Origin of the sequence: Gemmatimonas sp. (assembly GCF_041689975.1) — a bacterium.
In the GTDB taxonomy this organism is placed as follows: Bacteria; Gemmatimonadota; Gemmatimonadetes; order Gemmatimonadales; family Gemmatimonadaceae; genus Gemmatimonas.
The window spans coordinates 1-17,981 of sequence record NZ_JBDNFF010000038.1 but is presented as its reverse complement, the minus strand read 5'-3'; the positions used below and the strand labels follow the sequence as shown (position 1 = coordinate 17,981).

The 17,981-nt window shown below is 64.8% G+C and carries 17 protein-coding genes; 10 read left to right on the top strand and 7 right to left on the bottom strand.

The features are described from left to right. Window positions 1–158 precede the first annotated feature (158 nt). Window positions 159–830, bottom strand: coding sequence for a hypothetical protein (locus tag ACESNG_RS02980; protein ID WP_373058722.1), 672 nt, complete (start codon window positions 828–830; stop codon window positions 159–161). A gap of 59 nt (window positions 831–889) precedes the next feature. Beyond that, on the bottom strand, window positions 890–1,765 hold the full coding sequence (locus ACESNG_RS02975) for a DUF2911 domain-containing protein (protein WP_373058720.1): 876 nt from the start codon (window positions 1,763–1,765) through the stop codon (window positions 890–892). Between the two features lie 420 nt (window positions 1,766–2,185). Between ACESNG_RS02975 and ACESNG_RS02970 the strand changes: the two genes are divergently transcribed. From ACESNG_RS02970 to ACESNG_RS02945, 6 genes are all read left to right on the top strand, one after another. Continuing rightward, on the top strand, window positions 2,186–3,436 hold the full coding sequence (locus ACESNG_RS02970; RefSeq protein WP_373058718.1) for a porin: 1,251 nt from the start codon (window positions 2,186–2,188) through the stop codon (window positions 3,434–3,436). Window positions 3,437–3,860: 424 nt separating this feature from the next. After that, window positions 3,861–4,709 (top strand): hypothetical protein, encoded by an 849-nt coding sequence (locus tag ACESNG_RS02965; RefSeq protein ID WP_373067737.1) that lies wholly within the window; start codon window positions 3,861–3,863, stop codon window positions 4,707–4,709. 99 nt (window positions 4,710–4,808) lie between these two features. Continuing rightward, window positions 4,809–5,072 (top strand): hypothetical protein, encoded by a 264-nt coding sequence (locus ACESNG_RS02960; protein ID WP_373067735.1) that lies wholly within the window; start codon window positions 4,809–4,811, stop codon window positions 5,070–5,072. Between the two features lie 102 nt (window positions 5,073–5,174). Continuing rightward, window positions 5,175–5,891, top strand: a complete 717-nt coding sequence (locus ACESNG_RS02955; RefSeq protein WP_373058712.1) for a cation transporter — start codon at window positions 5,175–5,177, stop codon at window positions 5,889–5,891. A gap of 216 nt (window positions 5,892–6,107) precedes the next feature. Continuing rightward, complete coding sequence (locus ACESNG_RS02950; RefSeq protein WP_373058710.1) at window positions 6,108–6,455, top strand: ArsR/SmtB family transcription factor; 348 nt, start codon at window positions 6,108–6,110, stop codon at window positions 6,453–6,455. Window positions 6,456–6,539: 84 nt separating this feature from the next. Beyond that, a complete protein-coding gene (locus tag ACESNG_RS02945; RefSeq protein ID WP_373058708.1) occupies window positions 6,540–6,881 on the top strand; it encodes a hypothetical protein in 342 nt (113 codons plus the stop codon). A gap of 54 nt (window positions 6,882–6,935) precedes the next feature. On the opposite strand, the gene ACESNG_RS02940 is transcribed toward ACESNG_RS02945, so the two are convergent. After that, on the bottom strand, window positions 6,936–7,442 hold the full coding sequence (locus tag ACESNG_RS02940) for a DUF3299 domain-containing protein (protein WP_373058706.1): 507 nt from the start codon (window positions 7,440–7,442) through the stop codon (window positions 6,936–6,938). 104 nt (window positions 7,443–7,546) lie between these two features. On the opposite strand from ACESNG_RS02940, the gene ACESNG_RS02935 reads away from it, so the two are divergent. Genes ACESNG_RS02935 through ACESNG_RS02925 form a run of 3 tightly spaced genes read left to right on the top strand, consistent with a single transcriptional unit; the run spans window position 7,547 to window position 11,134 of the window. Further along, window positions 7,547–8,266: an ABC transporter ATP-binding protein gene (locus tag ACESNG_RS02935; protein ID WP_373067733.1), complete on the top strand. Its 720-nt coding sequence runs from the start codon at window positions 7,547–7,549 to the stop codon at window positions 8,264–8,266. Between the two features lie 10 nt (window positions 8,267–8,276). Further along, window positions 8,277–9,695 carry an ABC transporter permease gene (locus ACESNG_RS02930; RefSeq protein ID WP_373065010.1) on the top strand — a complete coding sequence of 473 codons (1,419 nt, stop codon included), beginning with the start codon at window positions 8,277–8,279 and terminating at the stop codon, window positions 9,693–9,695. A gap of 8 nt (window positions 9,696–9,703) precedes the next feature. Then, window positions 9,704–11,134 carry a DUF3526 domain-containing protein gene (locus ACESNG_RS02925; RefSeq protein ID WP_373065012.1) on the top strand — a complete coding sequence of 477 codons (1,431 nt, stop codon included), beginning with the start codon at window positions 9,704–9,706 and terminating at the stop codon, window positions 11,132–11,134. Between the two features lie 131 nt (window positions 11,135–11,265). Here the strand turns inward: ACESNG_RS02925 and ACESNG_RS02920 are convergent, their stop codons facing one another. The 4 genes from ACESNG_RS02920 to ACESNG_RS02905 all read right to left on the bottom strand — a co-directional run bounded on the left by ACESNG_RS02920 (window position 11,266) and on the right by ACESNG_RS02905 (window position 17,151). Continuing rightward, window positions 11,266–11,448, bottom strand: coding sequence for a DUF4143 domain-containing protein (locus ACESNG_RS02920; RefSeq protein WP_373065013.1), 183 nt, complete (start codon window positions 11,446–11,448; stop codon window positions 11,266–11,268). A gap of 3 nt (window positions 11,449–11,451) precedes the next feature. Then, the gene (locus ACESNG_RS02915; protein WP_373065015.1) at window positions 11,452–11,769 is read right to left on the bottom strand and encodes an AAA family ATPase; all 318 of its coding nucleotides are present in this window, start codon (window positions 11,767–11,769) and stop codon (window positions 11,452–11,454) included. Between the two features lie 78 nt (window positions 11,770–11,847). Further along, window positions 11,848–15,024, bottom strand: coding sequence for a protein kinase domain-containing protein (locus ACESNG_RS02910; RefSeq protein ID WP_373065017.1), 3,177 nt, complete (start codon window positions 15,022–15,024; stop codon window positions 11,848–11,850). A 78-nt stretch (window positions 15,025–15,102) separates the two neighbouring features. Further along, window positions 15,103–17,151: a DNA/RNA non-specific endonuclease gene (locus tag ACESNG_RS02905; RefSeq protein ID WP_373067730.1), complete on the bottom strand. Its 2,049-nt coding sequence runs from the start codon at window positions 17,149–17,151 to the stop codon at window positions 15,103–15,105. A gap of 54 nt (window positions 17,152–17,205) precedes the next feature. Here ACESNG_RS02905 and ACESNG_RS02900 point away from each other — a divergent pair. Then, window positions 17,206–17,981 (top strand): putative quinol monooxygenase (locus tag ACESNG_RS02900; RefSeq protein ID WP_373062858.1); only part of this gene is annotated, 776 nt, incomplete at its 3' end.

The window sequence follows — 17,981 nt, the reverse complement described above, 5'->3', positions numbered from 1 at the left end:
GTGTACAATGATCGACAGGCGATTCAGAACGGTATGCTCCCAACGGCGCGTTCGTTGATCGTCAAGTTCAGCTGGTTGCGGCAAATGTAAGGTAGCTGCTGGCGTGATACCCCTTTGAGCACGGTCAGCCTGTTTGCTGCCTTGCGCCAATGGCTACCTCAGCTCGCAGCGACGAAATGACAGCCGGCTTCCTGCGCCCGCAGCACGGCGAAGATGCCGTTCGGCTGCATGACGATGCCGGGAATGATGTGCGCGCGCGCCTGCTTCGCCGCGTCTGCTACTTCGAGCTTGTCACCGGAACGGTAGCGCTGAGTCACCTTCCCGAACGCCCAGCTGCAGGCGAGGATGACGCCTCCCTCTTTCATGAACGTTTCCAACGTGTTCCGGCGCTGCGTGTCGGTGGCACTGGCGCGTGACTGCGCACTGATCGGGTTGACGGTGAGCCAACCCGAGTCGCGCCCCTTGAACTTGTGCTCTTCGCCAACGGGAAAACGACCCCAGTATGTGTCGTCCATGATGAGCTCGATGGCATCGGCTCGCAGCACCAGCACGGGGTTCATGGCGGCACGAGCGACTCCATAGATTTCCATGTACTGGTCGCACCACGCCGTAGCACGCACGATCGCTGCACCCTCTGCCATGTTCGGCGAATCGAACACGGCCCGGAACCGGCCCGTGATCTTGTCGGCCCATGCAACGTCGTACCGGTCGGAGATGGCGGCAGGGTGATCGATCTGTGGCAAGGCCGCGTGCGCGATGCGTGGAAAGACGCCACCGCCGATCGCCGCCGCGCCCATCGTGCCCAGAAAACGTCGACGATTGTCCGACATGGGTGATCCCTGTGTGGTGGGTCGAGTTCGGACTACTTCCTCCATGGCTGACGAAACGGTCAACGGCGTTCACCCTTGGAGGCCAACTCCTTGCCGAACCGATTCTCATAGCTTTGGGCGCGGCCGTTCTTCATCACGAACGTCCAGATGCTCCCGTCGTTCACGGCCCACAGCTCGCCGCCGCGCATGAAGCCGTTGATGAAGCGACCGTCGCCGAGTGGAACGAGCATGAACTCCTGCAGCGTCTTGAACTGCGCCGGCGTCCAACGACCGATGAGATCCGTGCCGCGCCGTTCGATCGTCAGAGTGGACGGTGGTTCCTCATTGCGCGGATCGCTCCACGCGAACGAATACACGCCGAGGTAGGGAGCGGCCGCTTCCGCCGAAATCGCGGTGGGGTACATGGGAATGATGTCGACCCCCACATCGATAGCGATCGGACCCCACGCCATCGTGAGCGACATCCGCTCGTTGCGGACGCTGTCGATGAACCACGTCAGCACTTCGACGTGTGGCACCGTGCGGGGTGTGACGTCGAATCGGATTTGCGTCGCATTCGAATCGGGATGATCCGTGTGATACTGTTCCCACTTGGGATCGAGCACGAACGTCCACGCGCTGTCTTTTCGCACCACGGTCCACACGGAGTATTTCCCCTTCGCGACCGCGCGTCCGCCGATGCGCACGTCACGTGACAGCTCGAGCGTCGTCGCTTCGTCGGCACCAGGCGTCCACACCTCGCCCCAGCTCACCATCGGCGTTCCGTAAATGGGTGAGCGCCCACGTGCGCGCGGACGTGAGTAGTCCACCGTCACGCGAGTCCCGTCGATGGTTTGGGCAACCATGCCGCGTTCGCTGGCCTTCAGCTGCGCGCCGACGGTTTCGCCCGACAGCGTGAGGGCTATTGCTATCGCAAAAAGACGCGAATGTGTCATGGGAATGTCGGTCGGGTTGAAGCGTGAATTTTCACACCAGCGGCGAGTGGTACGCACACTGATCAGCGGCGCTGCTTCGCCGGGGGAGCTGTGGCTGCCGGTCCTTACCATTTGGGCTAGTCCGGTGGACGACCCCGGTCAGATAATGATAACACGCTCGCAATAGCAAATCCATGAGCCCGAGAGGTTGCGCACCCTTGAAGTCCGGCGTGCATCGCCGGCAGCTTTTCCCCCGCCAGTGGCAACCGCAGATTATCACGCATCGTGGGCGGCTCGCGTATTCGAAATCCGGCCTCGTCGCGCGCACTGGCCGACGTACTTCTTGCACATCGATCGACGTTCCGATCCCGCTTTCAATCCTCCCGATGCTCATCGCAACCGCCGCGCTCGCTGCCGCTTGTAACTGCCCCTTCCGGTTGCGTGTATATCGCGCGCACTGGGCGACGCACACGCGGCGCGCTACTCCTGCTGCTCATCGTCGCCTCGCCGCTCGCCGGTCAGCAAGGCGCAAGCGGCTCGGTCGGTGACGCGGGACGCGCGCCTGGCGATGAGCGCGGTGGAGTGCGCCTTGGCGCCGGGGGTGAGGTCGCGCTTACGCTCGGCGGCTATCTGCAAGTGGATGGACGCTGGGTGTCGGGAGCGCTCCAGTCGCAGCCCGATGGGCTGCTGCTGCGACGCGCACGGCTCATCTTCGACGCCGCCATGCCCGGCGGTTGGCACGTGCGTCTGCAACCCGACTTCGGGCAGGGGCGCGTGCTGGTTCAGGATGCATTCGTCGGCTTCGAGGGGGCACGCGTCGTGGCACGGATCGGACGTTTCCGGCCCGCGTACGGAGTAGAACGCTTCCAGTCCTCCGCCACATTGCTGCACAGCGAGCGTTCGCTCGTCACTTCGCTCATGCCGAGCCGTAGCTTCGGCGCGCAGGTGGCGGTGCAGCGCGACGCACTGACGCTCACATTCGGCGCGTTCCGCACGCCGATCGGCACCGATCTGCAGGTCGTCGATACGGATGGCGATGTCGATGCGCGCGAAAGGTCAGGACTCGACTGGCTCGCGCGGGTGGCGTGGGCGCGCCAGCGCGGCGCACGATACGCCTCTGCTCAACTCGCGCTGATCGCCGGACGGGAAAGGGGGGAGCTGGAGGCCACCGGCGTCGCTCGCCTGCTCACTGTTGGACAGCAGCCGCTGCTCGCGTTTCGGAGCGATGGCACGGGCGACGGCACTGCGGTGGCGGATGGCGCACGGCGGCGCGTATCCGGCGGGGGGCTCTTGGGCAATGCACACACCATGCTCGCGTTCGAAGGGGCGTTGTTCACACAGGGCGCACGCGTTGCCGAAACACGACGAGACGTGACCGCAGGTGTACTCGCGTGGCGCGGAGCGCATGTGATCGGTGGCACGCGACGCAACTCGCAGGAAGTGTTGCCGAGTAGCAGTCGCGGTGCGATCGATCTTGGCGCGCGAATGGCCGTCCTCGGCGTGTGGGGGGAGGACATCGGTCGCGTCATCACGCGTCGGTCGGTAACGCGCGCAACAGGCGGTGGTGTAGCCGTCGGCTGGATTCCTACGTCGCTCACTCGCCTCTCGCTAGCCTATGAACTGACGGTGGTGCCCCCCGGGCGTTCGGTACGCGAGCACGCGCTGTTCCTGCGCGTACAGCAGGGGTTCTGAGCGGTACTTTCGCAAATCTGGCGTCTTGCGACGGCCACGTGTCACGAGTTTTCGTAGGAGCATCCGGTTTCCTGCCACACGCGAAAACGCAACAGGAAAGAAGTGGCGACGCGAGGTGGGCTTTCGTTGCGATCTGTCCGCTCGGTGTGATCCGTTCAGCGGCGTCCGCCCGATCGTCGCGTGGCGGGATGGGCACGAGCCCTGAAGACTCACCCGCCCGACGTGGCCGCGCCGCGTGTGCACCGTGGAAATCGCAGCAAGGACCGCGCTGTCCTTCCGAGAGGGATCGGCTAATTGTAGAGTATTTTCATGCAGGCTCCGTAGAACCATTGTTGATAGGCTGTTATCATTAAAAATGACAGAACGGCACTTTCATACGTCGGACCTGTTTTCTGGCGTCGCAACGCGAACACGTTGGTCAGCTGTGCTTCTCCTGCTCATCGTGGCGTGCGGTGGCACCACGCGCGGGGCGCCGCTCGAATCGGCGGGCGCACGGCCCGCGTCCGCTCGCGCAACAGGAAGCGCCGCACCTGTTCGGGGGCGCGCGCATGCTCACGTACATCTCCCGGGCGAAGTACGCGGCGTGCGCCTGTATCCGGTCTTTGCCCGCGCCATCATTGCACCGATGTACCTCGATGGTCGGTGGCTGGTACCGCCGGATTCCGCCACCTCGGTCGGCGCGTTTCTCGCGTCGCTGTCGCCGACGCTGGTGTCGGGGCTATTCAGCTTTGCACCGGAAGAAGCACCGACCGAAACGCATCGGCGGGTCTTGAACACGGTGCGTCAGGCCGTGCGCGAACGGGTGCCCGACGCACGTTTCGATGTGTATCTCGATGCCTTGGCGTACCCATCAGGCCCATCGGTCGTTGAGCACATGCGCACGATCACTGAACAACTCGAACCGGACCTGTGGCTCTTTACGCGTTGGGATCGAGCAGACCGGGAGAACTTTGCCGTGGTGGCCAGCGCGAGCAACCAAGCGCACGCCAATGGCCAGGCGATCGGCGGGACCACAGAGAGCCTCGAGATTCCGACCGACTCTGACTTCGGCGTGGTACTGGGCAACGTGTTGCCTCGCGAACTCACGCGGCAGTTGACGGCGCTCACCGCAATCCACGCCCTTCCCTATCTCGTCACCGTCGGTGAAAGCGGAAGTGGCATGCTCTCCGCGCTGCCATCGGGTATCCATGCGTTTCCCCATTGGCGCCTCGCCATGCATCCGGAACTCCCGGGGCTGACCATCCCGCAAGCGACGGCGCGATTTCGTCGGTAATGACGACGGCAGTGACGGTGCTGCTACTCCGACTCCGGCGCTGGTCGCGTCAACGCGTTGATGCGCGCCTGCTGCTCATCCAGCGGCAGCCGTACGCTGATGAAGCGTGCCGTGAGGAGCGCGTCGGCGTGCGGCCACGAACGATCCAGCTGGATTCGTTGGGTCCTCGTCGAACACCGCGACCCCTTTCATGCGCAGCACCGCGTCGGGGCGGTCACGGACAAGGGCTTCGAGCGCCGCGCGGCCAACAATCGCCAGCAGTGGCACGTCGAAGCTGGCCACATGATGCCGCGCGGCATCGTGCGCATGCGATGCGGTTTGTCGGACCAAAATCCCGCGTCGCCGCGGCGCATCATATTATAGTGATAACGTACTATCATTAGCTTGGATAGTTCCTTTTCGCCAACCAACCGCTGCGAACCGGTTGAAAGCGCCCTTGACAACGAAGCCCTTCTTGCGGCCCATATGCCCGAATATCAGCAGGCTCTCCGACTCGACCCGAACGCCGCCACTGCTTTTGCTGCGAGCGCCGGGGAATCGGTACATCGCGCGCCTATCGTCGCACGCGGGTTGAGGCTCGGCTACCTCTGCCTCGCGTACAACTTGCTCGAAGCCACCGCGTCGCTCGTCGCAGGATTCAGCACTGGGAGCGTGTCACTCATCGGCTTCGGCGCTGACGCAACCGTTGAATTCACATCGAGTCTCACCGCCGTCTGGCGACTGCATCGTGACACCGATGCACCGAATCGGGAAAGGCTCGAACGGCGCACGCTTCGCATCACGGGGGCGTCGCTGGTGGTCCTTGCCTGCTACGTCGCCTGGGCGGCCATAGCGCAGCTCCGGTCGCACGAAGCGCCGGAAGGCAGCGCGTTGGGCATCGCCGTCGCGGTCAGCTCGCTGCTCTTCATGCCTTGGCTGGCGTCAGGCAAGCGTCAGGTCGCGAGACAACTGGACAGTGGCGCACTCTGGATCGAAGCCCGCCAAACCTCGATCTGCGCATGGCTCGCAGCGATCCTGCTGGGCGGACTTCTGCTCAACGCGACCTTCGGCTGGTGGTGGGCTGACGCCGCCGCCGCCTTGGTGATGTCGCCCCTGATCGCCAAAGAGGGGGTCGACGGCATGCGCGGTCGCAACCATTGCGGTGCAACGTCTACCGTTGATCCGCACGCGGGGGCGCGGTAGAAGCACGCTTAAGCCGACGCTGAACGTGTTCTCTCGGTTCGATCAGCGCTCGAATGTCATGCGGCGGCGCATAGCGGGCCGTTTCCCCGGGGAGCAGCATGTCGGTCAGCCATCCGGCAGTGAGCAAGGAATTGATCGTGCAATACACAGTCGCAATGCCGATTCCATTTTGTCATACACTCTTGCAAGTATGAAATTGATTGAGTATGTATAAGAATGACGTCCGACGACTGTGTTGATCTGCCCCACGCCACACCCGTATCACGACCTGCGGTCTCGATCGCGGTACGAGAGCGCGCGGCGCGCATGCTCAGTGCGGCGGGCGAACCCTCGCGGTTAGCGCTGCTCGAATTGCTCGACGAGCGCGAACTCTGTGTTTCGGAGCTCGTGGCCCTGACCAACGACCCCATGCCGACCGTATCGCAACGGCTCCGGGTACTCAAAACCGAAGGGCTGCTGCGCTCCCGTCGCGACGGCAAGCATGTGTTCTACACCCTCGCCGACGCACACGTCCGCGCCCTGCTCACGAACATTCTCCGCCACGCGGCTGAACCCGCCGTCTGACGGGCACGTTTCACCACCCCGCCGGTGTGCGTCCGAGTGCACACCACGCGCTTTCTCTTCTCGGATCACTACGGAGTCGATCAGATGTCACAGCATCCCGATCATTCACACGTGCACGGCCTGGGTTGTGGCCACACCGCCGTCATGCACGATGGACACGTGGACTATCTCCACGATGGGCACCTGCACCATCAGGACGGCGCGGCGGTCGAAGAACATAGCATCGACGTGTCGGCGGCGAATCCGGCCGATTGCACGCCTGAGCATCGCTGCGGTGGACATGACGCAGCACACCAGCATGGCGACGCGTGTGGCCATGTCGCCGTGCCGCACGGCGATCACGTGGACTATCTGGTGGACGGGCATCTCCATCATCCGCACGCTGGACACTGTGACTTTCACGGCGCCTTGGCGACGGTGGCGTAGCCTCCGCACGCCGACGTGCTGAATGGCCGGCGGCCTCGTACACGGCGTACCTGATCATGGCCACTTGCCGCTATCCTCGTACGCCGTGATCCGGTCCACCCGCATGCGAAAGCCGGCGGCACCGTACACGGATTCGTATTTGATCATCTGCAGCGTCCCTTCAATCCACACCGGATCTCGCCACGAAATGCGTATGGTGCGGTCCACGCTGACGTGCACCATTTGATTGGGCGGCGGTGGTGGCAGATGGACGCATTGGCCGAATGAAGGGACCAGCAGGAACTCCTTGGCTCGCTCCTGAAAATCTTCTAGCGGCACGATAAAGCCCGCAATGCGTACGCGTCGTTTCTCGAGAAAACGGAGCGTGTCACTGGCCTTGCCGGTGCGAAAATCGAGCGTCCGCAGGACACGCCAATCGATGGTGATCACATCGGCGTTGGCGATGGGTCCGCCCGCGAGCAGTACAGGAACGGTATGTGGCGCGGGATAACTCACCACGGTGTCTTCGACCGGCGCGAGCCACGCAGAACACAGCACCGCTGCGCCCAGCAGCGCGACCAAGGACAGCGTCCGACAATCACGCCTCAGCGGCCGCTCCCTTGCCAAAGAACTCATATTCTGTAATGATATAGCACTATCAATTAAAGTCCACCGCGAGAATCCCCATGACCACCGCGCCCCGACTCGCCGCCCGCGCTCTGACCAAGAGCTACGGGCCTGTCACCGCACTCGATCGCCTCGATCTCGAGATCGGGTCCGGTGATGTGTACTGTCTGCTCGGCGCCAACGGCGCCGGCAAGACCACCACCATCAATCTGTTCCTCAACTTCGTCGCGCCCACCAGCGGGCAGGCGCTCGTGTGCGGCATCGATGTCACGAAGGATCCGCTCGGCAGCAAGCGGCACATCGCGTACATCCCGGAAACGGTGATGCTGTATCGACAGCTCACCGCACTCGAGAACCTCGACTACTTCGCCGGGCTCGCCACCGGCGAGCAGTTCCCGCGCGATCAGCTCGTGCAGTTTCTGGTCGAAGCGGGACTGCGTGCCGACCAGGCCGATCAACGCGTCGGTGGTTTCTCGAAAGGCATGCGTCAGAAAGTGGGCATCGCCATTGCGATCGCCAAACGCGCCGATGTGCTGCTGCTCGATGAGCCGACGTCTGGCCTGGATCCTAAAGCGTCGAACGAATTCTCCGAACTCATTGGCCAGATGCGCCAGCGTGGAGCCGCCATTCTCATGGCGACCCACGATCTTTTCCGCGCCAAGGAATCGGGGACACGGGTGGGCATCATGAAGCACGGTGCGCTCGTGGCCCAGATGGACACCGCCGAGATCGGACACGCTGATCTGGAACGCCTGTATCTCGCGCACATGAAAGACTGAGGAACGCGACATGATCCGCCGCATTGCTGTCAAAGAGATGACCGAGATGTTCCGCGACGGGCGCTTCCGTTGGGCCAGCGCCCTGTTGTTGGGACTCATGCTCGTCGCGCTCGCGACGGGAGCTACCAACTCGCGTGCGCTCGCTCGCGAACATGACGCCGCACAGGAAACCATGCGCGGCTTCTGGGTGAACCAGGGCGCGAAAAATCCGCACTCCGCCGCGCACTACGGTCTCTGGGTGTTCAAGCCCAAGATGCCGCTGTCGTTCGTGGACTACGGCGTGGACAACTACACCGGCGTGACCACTTGGCTCGAAGCGCACAAGCAGAATGAGTTCACGCGACGACCGGCCATGGATCAAGCCTCTGTGGCTCGCTTCGGCGAATGGACGGCGGCTGCGGTGCTCCAGCTGCTGGTGCCGCTGCTCATTGTGATGTTGGCGTTTCCAGCCTTCGCCGGTGAACGTGAAACGGGAACCCTGCGGCAACTGATCGCCCTCGGGGTGCCCATGCGCACACTCATGATGGGCAAGGCGATCGGCTTGGCCAGCGCGCTCGCGGCGGTGCTGGTGCCGGCCACGATCCTTGGCGTCGGCACGCTCGCCATCGGTGCCAACTTCGGTCGTGGCACTGATGACGTGCTGCGATTCGCCGCCATGATCGGCGCGTATCTCCTGTACTTTACCGTCGTGCTGGTGATCGCGCTGGCGGTGTCTGCCCGCACGACCGGTGTGCGGATCGCCCTGTTGACGCTGCTCGCGTTCTGGACCGTCAACTCGTTGGTGGCGCCTCGCGCCGTGGCCGACCTGGCGCGCCGCGCGTACCCCACGCCGTCGTCGTTCGCGTTTCAGGCCGGTGTGCAACGCGACACCGAGCGCGGACTCGATGGGCACAATCCCGCCGACGCGCGACGCAAAGCGGTGGAGGAGCAGGCACTTCGTGAGTATCGCACGATCTCGCTCGATGCCTTGCCGGTGAACTTCGACGCCATCGCCATGCAGGCGTCGGAGGAGTACGCCAATACGGTGTTCGACAAGCACTTCGGTGACTTGTACGACCAGTACCGCGCGCAGAACACACTCACGCAATGGAGCGGGCTGGTGTCACCACTGCTGGCGGTCCGCTCGCTCTCCATGGGACTGGCCGGAACGGACATCGAGCAACATCGGGATTTCGCGGTACAGGCCGAGTTGTATCGTCGCGGGTTGATCAAGTGGACGAACAACTATTTCCGCGACAACACCCGCACCGGCGAATGGGACTGGAAGGCCCCACCCGAGTTGTGGGCCAAGTACCAGTCGTTCGTGTACGACGCGCCTGGCATGAGTCAGACGCTGCGCCATCAGGGTGCGGCGTTGTCGGTGCTGGCCATCTGGTTGTTGGTGGCACTGGGGCTGTTGTGGAGCACGCCAGCCCCACGAGTCGCGTGAGGCCTCGCGTGAAGCGTCGATCGCTGTGGCGCACGGAATGGCGCTTGCTGGCCGCCGATCGCACCCCGTGGCTCTTGCTGCTCATCTTCGGTATCGTCACGGCGTACGGCGCGTGGAACGGTTGGCAGTGGGCGCACTTTCAGCGGGCGACGCTCACGGAAATCGTGGACGGCGACACCATGCGCATGGTGCGTCTCGACAGTCTGCTGCAACGCCACGCACAGGGCGACAGCACGGCGAAGGTTCCACCGACCGGCGCACTCGGCGCCTCGATGGCCACCACGCACGCGGTGCTGGCGCCGGGGCCGCTGGCCACGCTCGCGGTGGGCGCCAGCGATCTGTTCCCGTATTACGCGCGCGTGTCCATTCGTAGCAAGCAGTCGTTCATGGCGAGCGACGAGATCGAGAACCCGCACAATTTGCTGGCGGGACGATTCGATCTCGCCTTCGTGATGGTGTTCATCTATCCACTGCTGCTGCTCGCGCTCACGTACAACGTGGTGTCCGGTGAACGCGATCAGGGTACGATGCCCTTGTGGATGTCGCAGCCGGTCTCACCGCGTCGCGTACTGCTCACGAAGCTGGCGGTGCGAGTCGGCTTCGTGCTGGCGATCACGCTCGGGCTCTCCATCGGCATGGCGATCGTCACTGGCGTGTCGCTCACGGCCGATGGCGCGGTGGTTCGCCTGGCGCTGTGGGCACTCGCGGTACTGGCGTACGGGCTGTTCTGGATTGCGATCGCCGTTGCCGTGAACGCGCTCGGTCGTTCGTCGGCCATGAATGCCGTCGTGCTGCTCGGGGCGTGGTTGCTGGTGGTGGTGGTGATTCCCTCGACCATCGCCGCCGTGGTCACCACGGTGTATCCCTCGCCGTCACGCGTGGCGCTCACCACCGCGTTGCGACGCGCATCCGACGAGGCGGCGGCCAAGGGCGATAAAGCGGTGAGTCAGTTTCTCGCCGAGCATCCGGAAATGGCGCAGAGCGGTACACTTGCTGCGGGTAACGCGTGGGGACGCACCATTGCGCTGCAGGAGCAAACGACGGCCGCCTTGCGTCCGACCTTCGCGGCCTTCGACTCGGCGCTCGTGGCACAACGTACGGCCGCCGACCGGGCGCGCGTGTTGAGTCCCGCCATCTTGCTGCAGGACGCGTTGCACGATGTGGCGGGCCGCGGTATCGACCGCTACCGCCACTACGACGCACAACTCGACGCGTATCATCAGGCGTGGCAAGCGTTCTTCTTCCGCCGCGTGTTCGCTGATCAGGCACTCACGGCCGCTGATTTCGCAGCACGCCCCGCGTTTACGTACGTGGAAGAGTCGAATGGGAGCGTGGTGCGCCGTGTGTTGATGCTGCTGCTGCTGGTGTTGGTGCCGACCGTGGTGATCGGCGCGTGGGGCATTGGGCGCTTGACTCGCGTGAGTGTGCACGGGAGTTGATGGGACTACACGACCATCCACCACGGCGCCGCGATAATCCGCCGCCCAAGCGCAATCACGTCATCATCACCACCATGTAGCAGTAGGCCTCCCACGGCCGCGTCGCGGTATTCATCGAGAAACGCCCGTAGTCAGATCGCATCACCGACACTGGGCGCACTCGTCGCCTTCACTTCGATGGGCAGCACGGAACCGTTCGGCATCTCCACCACGAAGTCCACTTCGCGCTGTGTCGCTGTGCGCCAGTGATGCACCACTGGCCGTTGCACTTGAACGGGCTTCATGGCCAGCAAGTTGGCCGAGCCGGTGAGCACGAATCATCCGGGTCGTCGATCGAGGTCGACGGCCCGCTTGATGGCGATCAGCAGCTCCGGCGCGCGCTGCACTTCGTTTATCGCCATGCGATCCGCGCGCGACACCAATCCCTCAGGATCGCTCAGCGCCTGAGTCCGCGTGTCGAGATCGTCGAGCGTGAGGCGCAGCATGCCCGCCGTGGACTCGGCGTGGGCGACCTGCGTGCTCTTGCCGATTTGGCGGGCTCCCATCACCACGGCTACCGGGTGTGCGGTCATCTCCGCGTTCAAATGCGACTCGGCGAGCCGTTTGAGGTACGGCGGTCTATCGTCCCATAGCATGGGAGAAATCATCCCACGTCACGGGACGATTTACAAGAGCAACTCTCACATACGCTTACATAGCCCGATCGCCGTCACTCACCGCTTGCGAGCATCCGCCGCCACCAATCGCGCGATGCGCGCGCGCACCTCGGCCACCTGAGGCTGCAACTCCGGGTCGGCGTCCTTCCACAGCTGCACGAAGGCGCGATAGCGTTCCAGCGCCTTGGCCGCGTCGCCGCGCGCTTCGTACAGCTCGCCCAGTCGGCGGTAGGCGACTGGATATGCGAGTGGCGCCTCCTGGAACGACGCCAGATTGCGCTCATTGACGACCCGCTCGTACCACACGGTCGCACTGTCGGTCTCGCCCGCCTTGTCGAAGGCGCGGGCGTACTGCACCGCAGTACGCCCTGTGGTCACCGGCTCGAGCACGCCGCTATCCCCCTGCGCCGCGTTCCGAAATTCCGAGAGCGCATCCGCGGCGCGCCCCTCGGCGAGCGCGACTTCACCGCTGGCGCGGTGCCAATCGGCCCAACGAACCAGCTTGGCTTCACGGGAGGCCGTTTGCGCCCAAGAGGCGATCAACGGTTTCGCTTTGTCCGGCCGCCCCAACTGCGCATACGCCGCCGCCAGCTCCAGCGCCCGACTGTCGATGGCCGGCAACGCCCCCTGCGGTGCCGCACGCAGCAGCGAGTCGATACGCGACACCCCGCCCGTTTCCTGGCGCGTGTGCACCGCCTGGGTAACGAGCGTCCAGAGACGCGTGGCGACCGGATCGCCGTTCCCCGTCGCGCTATCACCAACGATTCGCGCCACCTCCGCCCGCTGCGCAAAGCCCCGCAATTGACCCTTCGCCCCGGCGGCGGCGGCCAATTGACGCGCGCCCTTGGCGCGCGACGCGAGTTGCTTCGACCGTAGCAGGCGCTCGCCAGCCGCTGGCAGCGAGTCCAAACCGCCGTCGCGCCACGAGACCAGCGATCTCACCCACTCGGCGTAGTAGCTCCCGCCGAATCGTCGATCCATCTCCGACAGCGTCTGCCTTGCCTCGCGCACTTTGCCTTGACCAATCTGCGCCAACACTACGTTGGTCCATAGTTGCAGAATGGACGGTTTGCCCGCCGCCGAATCCTTGGCGAGCTGTTTCCGCACCTCGGCCTCAGATTCCGCGAAACGCCCCTTCTCGCGCAGGATGACGGCGAGGTTGTTTCGGGACAGCGTGCTGTCTGCCCGGTAGGCCGCCTCTCCCCGTCGGCTGTCGACGTTCTGCAAGTAGTACGCTTCCACTTCGGATCGCTCGGACCCCGAAAGACGCTCGCGATACCGATAGGCCATCGCGGCCGCGTTGAACTGCTCGGACCGACGGCCATTCATGTTTAAGATGTACGGCGCCGTCTTGCGCCACGCCGCCGCGAACGTGGAGTCGAGCGCCACCGCTTTGCGTAGATGTCCCAACCCGGCATCGAAATCGGCCTGCACGTCGCCGGCTAAAACGCCAAGGGTGTACTCGCGCAATGCGGCCAACGACGAGGTCGTGGCGCTTTCCAGGGAGGGCGCGCGTGCCAGGGTCCGCAGTGACTCGCCCAGCCGCGAGCGCACCTCACGCGCTACCTTATCGATGGCGCCGAGCATGTCATCCGCCCCCTTCGCGCCCTGCTGCACCGTCGCGATGACGGTGCCGGAGTCGGCGGCGACGATGTTGGCCGTAATCAGAAAGCCCGCGCCCACCGTGTTCACCTGGCCGGTGATGACCAGCGGGATGCCATTGCGCACCGCCACCTCGCGGGCCGTCGAGTCGGTGAGCCGCGTCGTGACTGGCAATGTCATGCGCCGCAACGCGCCGGCGATGTCGGTGGCCGAAACCAGTTGTACGGCGCTGGACTGCGCCAATGCGGTGCGCATGGCTTGGGCCAGCACGATCCCCAGTGTGCTGTCGCTGGTGGTTGCCGCGAACTCAGCCACCATGATGCGCGAGTCGGGGCGGATGCGGCCCGAGGCCAGCAGCGAGGCCGATGGCCCAATGCCGAACTGCCGCAACACCAACACGCCGGCGATGGCCAACACCACGGCCGCGGCCGCGACCAGGCCGGCGCGCGACGTCCGTTTCCACGACACATGCGGACTGGCGCGCAGCGCCATCGTGGCCATGGTGGAGTGCACCTGCGTGCCACCCGGTGTGCGAATGGGTGTGGTCTGTGCCGCGCGCTCTGCGCTGCGCTGTACGAGCCACGTGATCAGCACGGCGGGCAGCCCGAGGGCGGCCACCACGGACACCACGGGGACGATCCACGACGGCACGCCGATGCCGACTACGGCGGCGCGCGCGACTACGTACGCGCCCCCCGCGCTTGCGGCCCACGCTGCCAATGCCTTCGGCAGGGAAAGCGTGCTCGCTCCGGCCGTCGCTGTCGTGTTCGTGAATCCGCCGCTCGCCGCCGCGTCGAGCGCACGCAATACCTCGCGCGCGTTCGCCGGCCGGTCGTTGGGCTCCTTGGCCAGGCACTGCGCAATCAACGCGCTCAGCGCGGGCGTGACGCCGGGGCGCAGGGTGCTGATGGCGACCGGCGTCTCCGTCATGTGCGCGCGCAGCAGTTCATGCACGGCGCGCCCGTGGAATGGCGGCCTTCCAGCCAACAGTTCGAACGCCACGCAGCCCAGCGCGTACAGGTCGGCGCGATGATCGGTGGCGGGGTCACCCGCCGCCTGCTCGGGCGCGATGTAGGCCGGCGTGCCGAGCGACGTGCCAAGCTGCGTGATGGTCTCGCTGGGCGCCTCGTCGGCACCGGCCAGCGAGGCCTTGATTGCCTTGGCGATGCCGAAGTCGGTCACGACCGCGCTCTCGCCCGAGAGCAGGATGTTGTCCGGCTTGATGTCGCGGTGCACCACGCCACGCTCATGCGCATACACCAGCGCGCGGGCGACGTCACGCAACACACTGATCGTTTCGGCTTCGGTGAGTGCCCCACGCGACAAACGCGCCCGCAGCGATTCCCCTTCCACGAAGGGCATCGTGAAGTACGGCGTGTCATCGGCCGTGCCAGTGGTGAGCACCGGCACGATGTTCGCTTGTTGCAGCGACGCCGCCAGCTGGATCTCGCGGGCGAACCGCTCGGTGCTGAGCGTAGCGGCGATCTCCGACGACAGCACCTTGATCACCACGCGCCGCCCCAGCCGACGTTCGGTGGCCAGGAACACGCGCGACATGCCACCGCCACCGAGCTCGCGCTCGATGTCGTAGTTGGCGTGCAATACGGACTGCAGTCGGCTTTGGAGATCCATCGGGCGGGACGGGGTCGAGGGGGTGTTACTTAAGCTACATGGCCGCGTGCCGCCCCGCCGCATCGGCGCCCGGTGCCGTTACGGCACGCACACCCGCGTTTCCAGCCGGCATTGCACCGACTCGGGAATGCGCGACAGAAAGTTGTAACCGGTACTGCGCTCGATGGCGGCTATCGTTGTGCTGAACGGCACCCACGCGTTCGCCGTGGATGTACCGGTGCCGATCGCGCTGTTGGGGAACATCGCGGCAATCACCTGAACGGCACTCGGCGAGCCAATGGTGGTCACGTCGTTGGTGTTCGGCACTACGATCGCGATCTTCCAGATGGAGTCCGGGATGGCGATGCGGTTCGGCTGCGTGGTGCTGGCGAGAAAGCCGAGTCCATCGATACCGGCGCCGGTGCGATTTCTGGTGTATACCGGCCCCGACACGATGTAGATCTGCACCGTTCCCACTGCGAGCACGCGTAGGTCATTTTCGAGCGCGCCCCACGCGCCACCGTTCAGCGTCTGGTTCTGCGGCAGCATGTTCGACAGGTAGAACGTAGGCGCGTTCTCTCCCGCACTCGCCGCCCGATCGGCTGACGGCGACATGTGGCCACGCGAAAACGCGCCGCCGTTGATCCAATCGTTCGTGTCGAAGGCGGGCAACCCGAAGGCCGCCACCGCCGGGTCGGCGGTGAAGCAATTACAGCGACTGGCACTACCCTTGTGAGACGCATCGAGGTTCCAGCTCACCCAATTGGGACCGACGCGCCGTGCGTTGTACGACAGCGTGTACTGGCGCCGCGTAATCAGCAGGTCATCGCTGGGATCGACGTCTGTCGGTACGCCGAGATCGGTATTGTGGCCGATGCGCACGGTGGGCGATGTGGTCGGCACGTTCACCACGATCGTGGTGGTGCCGGTGGTGGTGCCGTCAGTGCGCGCGGTCGCGCTGATTCGTGTGGTGCCGGCGCCGATGGCCGAGAGCACGCCGGCCGCACTCACGGTAATTACACTCGGGTTGTCGGTGCGCCAGTTCACTTGCGTGTTGCTGGTGATGGTCGTACCGCTGGCGTCGAAGCCCGTCGCAAACAGCTGCGTCTGGAAGCCGACGGGCAGTGAGTCGGTGCGCGACGACAGCGTGAGCGTGGCGGCGGCTGGCGTGACGGTAATCGTGACCGAGTCGGCGCTGATGCCATTGGCGGCTTTCGCCACCATGCGCGTCGTGCCGACGGACACACCAGTCGCGATGCCCGTGATGGCGTTGATGGTGGCGACGGCGGGATTGCCGCTGACGAAGCTGAAGGTCGTGAGTGCACGCACCCCCTTGGCGTCGGTGGCAACGGCCACCAATGTCGTGGTGGCTCCCACGGCGACCGTGCCAGACGGCGACGTCGTCGTCACCGTGGCCACGGGGCCGCGCACCAGCACTTTTCCTGAGCCAGTGGGCGCGGTGAATATCGAACCGCTGTTGCGCGGTACGGGTGCACCGTCGGTGGTAAAGTCGCTGGTGTTGTTGTCGCTGTCAGTGGTGCCGAGGCTCTTGCGCAGCGCGGCGGTCGTGTTGGACAACACGGCAGTGGGCGTGGACTCGGCGCAGTTCGCGGCGCCGTAGCCGACAAAGTCGACGACCGTGGCATTGCCGCCCACCGGGCACATTTCGGTCAGCGCGGTGCTGTTGTTCAAGAGCGCAATTTTACCCGCCGTCGCACTCATCGCGATCACGCCACTCGCGTCGGGCGTGGGAAGACTCACGGTGCCGGCCGCACCCGGCGCTTGCTGCACGAGCAGGTATTGTCCCGGCCTGATCGACAGCGCGGGCAACGTGGTCACTTGCCACGTGGTGCCGGTGGCACTGGCATACTGCACTGACCACCCCTCGAGGTTGACCGCCGCGGGCGTGTTGTTGTACAGCTCGACGAAATCGTTGCGGAACGTGGCGCCCGCGTTGCCGCCGCCACCGTACACCTGACTGATGACCACGCCTCCCGGCGGTGGTTCCGGTGCGGGCGGCACCACCGGCGCGACGATGCGCTCCGTGGCGCGGCATGACGCCAGCGTGACAAGAACGGCGACAAGGAATGCCGCGTGGCGGGCGGGCAGAAGACGTATGTGGGGGCGCGACACGAAGGGGGTAGTCATGACGGATCGTACAGGATGCGGGCGCTTGGCGGCAAGGGACAGTAATTTTCGACGATGACGATCTACTCCGTCAACATCATGTGGGCGATCGTCCTCTTCGGCATCTTGCTGTGGACCACGGCGTCCATGGTGCTCAACGCCGCGCTGCGTCTCGGCATGGGTCGGTTGGGCTTACTCCTCAGTTACGCCGTATTAGTGTGGATGCTCATCGACCTCCCATGGCGTGAGGTGGCAGCGACCTGGGGCCTCTTCGCCGCGCTGGGCGGCGTGCTGACCGTGCCCTACGAGCTGTGGGCGCGGCGCCGGTACGCCGGCACCGGTCGAGCGCCCAAGCCGCTGATTCGTGTAGAGGGTGTGCTGCTGTGGCCGACGATGATCCCCGACGCGGTCGGCCTGATGCTCAACAGCGCCGGAATTCTGCCCGCGGACGGTCGCAACGAAACACACGCGGAAGACGCGCAGATGATGCTTGTCTTCAGGCACGACGGGCACTCGATTACCGATTCTCTTTCAGGAGGCGACATGGCGGGACCGGTGAGCTGGGTGTTGGAGATGCAGGCGCAGCCTGAGCGCTCGGACGAGCTCCGCGCGTTGATGGAAGAGATGGTGGCGAACACCCACTCCCACGAGCCCGGTACGCTCAGCTACGAGTGGTTCATGAGTGCCGACGGAACGGTGTGCCATATCTCTGAGCGCTACGCCGACTCGGCGGCGGTACTGGCGCACGTCCAGACTTTTGGAGCGCGATTCGCCGAGCGGTTCATGTCACTGCTCACGCCCACGCGTTTCACCGTGTACGGTTCGCCCGACACCGCCGTGCAGGGCGCGCT

Excerpts from the sequence above, each read along its gene's own strand:
- ACESNG_RS02935 (WP_373067733.1), top strand. The coding sequence starts at position 7,547 with ATGACCACCGCGCCCCGACTCGCCGCCCGCGCTCTGACCAAGAGCTAC.
- ACESNG_RS02945 (WP_373058708.1), top strand. The coding sequence starts at position 6,540 with ATGTCACAGCATCCCGATCATTCACACGTGCACGGCCTGGGTTGTGGC.
- ACESNG_RS02975 (WP_373058720.1), bottom strand. The coding sequence starts at position 1,765 with ATGACACATTCGCGTCTTTTTGCGATAGCAATAGCCCTCACGCTGTCG.
- ACESNG_RS02955 (WP_373058712.1), top strand. The coding sequence starts at position 5,175 with ATGCCCGAATATCAGCAGGCTCTCCGACTCGACCCGAACGCCGCCACT.
- ACESNG_RS02915 (WP_373065015.1), bottom strand. The coding sequence starts at position 11,769 with ATGCTATGGGACGATAGACCGCCGTACCTCAAACGGCTCGCCGAGTCG.
- ACESNG_RS02905 (WP_373067730.1), bottom strand. The coding sequence starts at position 17,151 with ATGACTACCCCCTTCGTGTCGCGCCCCCACATACGTCTTCTGCCCGCC.
- ACESNG_RS02930 (WP_373065010.1), top strand. The coding sequence starts at position 8,277 with ATGATCCGCCGCATTGCTGTCAAAGAGATGACCGAGATGTTCCGCGAC.
- ACESNG_RS02910 (WP_373065017.1), bottom strand. The coding sequence starts at position 15,024 with ATGGATCTCCAAAGCCGACTGCAGTCCGTATTGCACGCCAACTACGAC.
- ACESNG_RS02980 (WP_373058722.1), bottom strand. The coding sequence starts at position 830 with ATGTCGGACAATCGTCGACGTTTTCTGGGCACGATGGGCGCGGCGGCG.
- ACESNG_RS02960 (WP_373067735.1), top strand. The coding sequence starts at position 4,809 with ATGAAGCGTGCCGTGAGGAGCGCGTCGGCGTGCGGCCACGAACGATCC.
- ACESNG_RS02950 (WP_373058710.1), top strand. The coding sequence starts at position 6,108 with ATGACGTCCGACGACTGTGTTGATCTGCCCCACGCCACACCCGTATCA.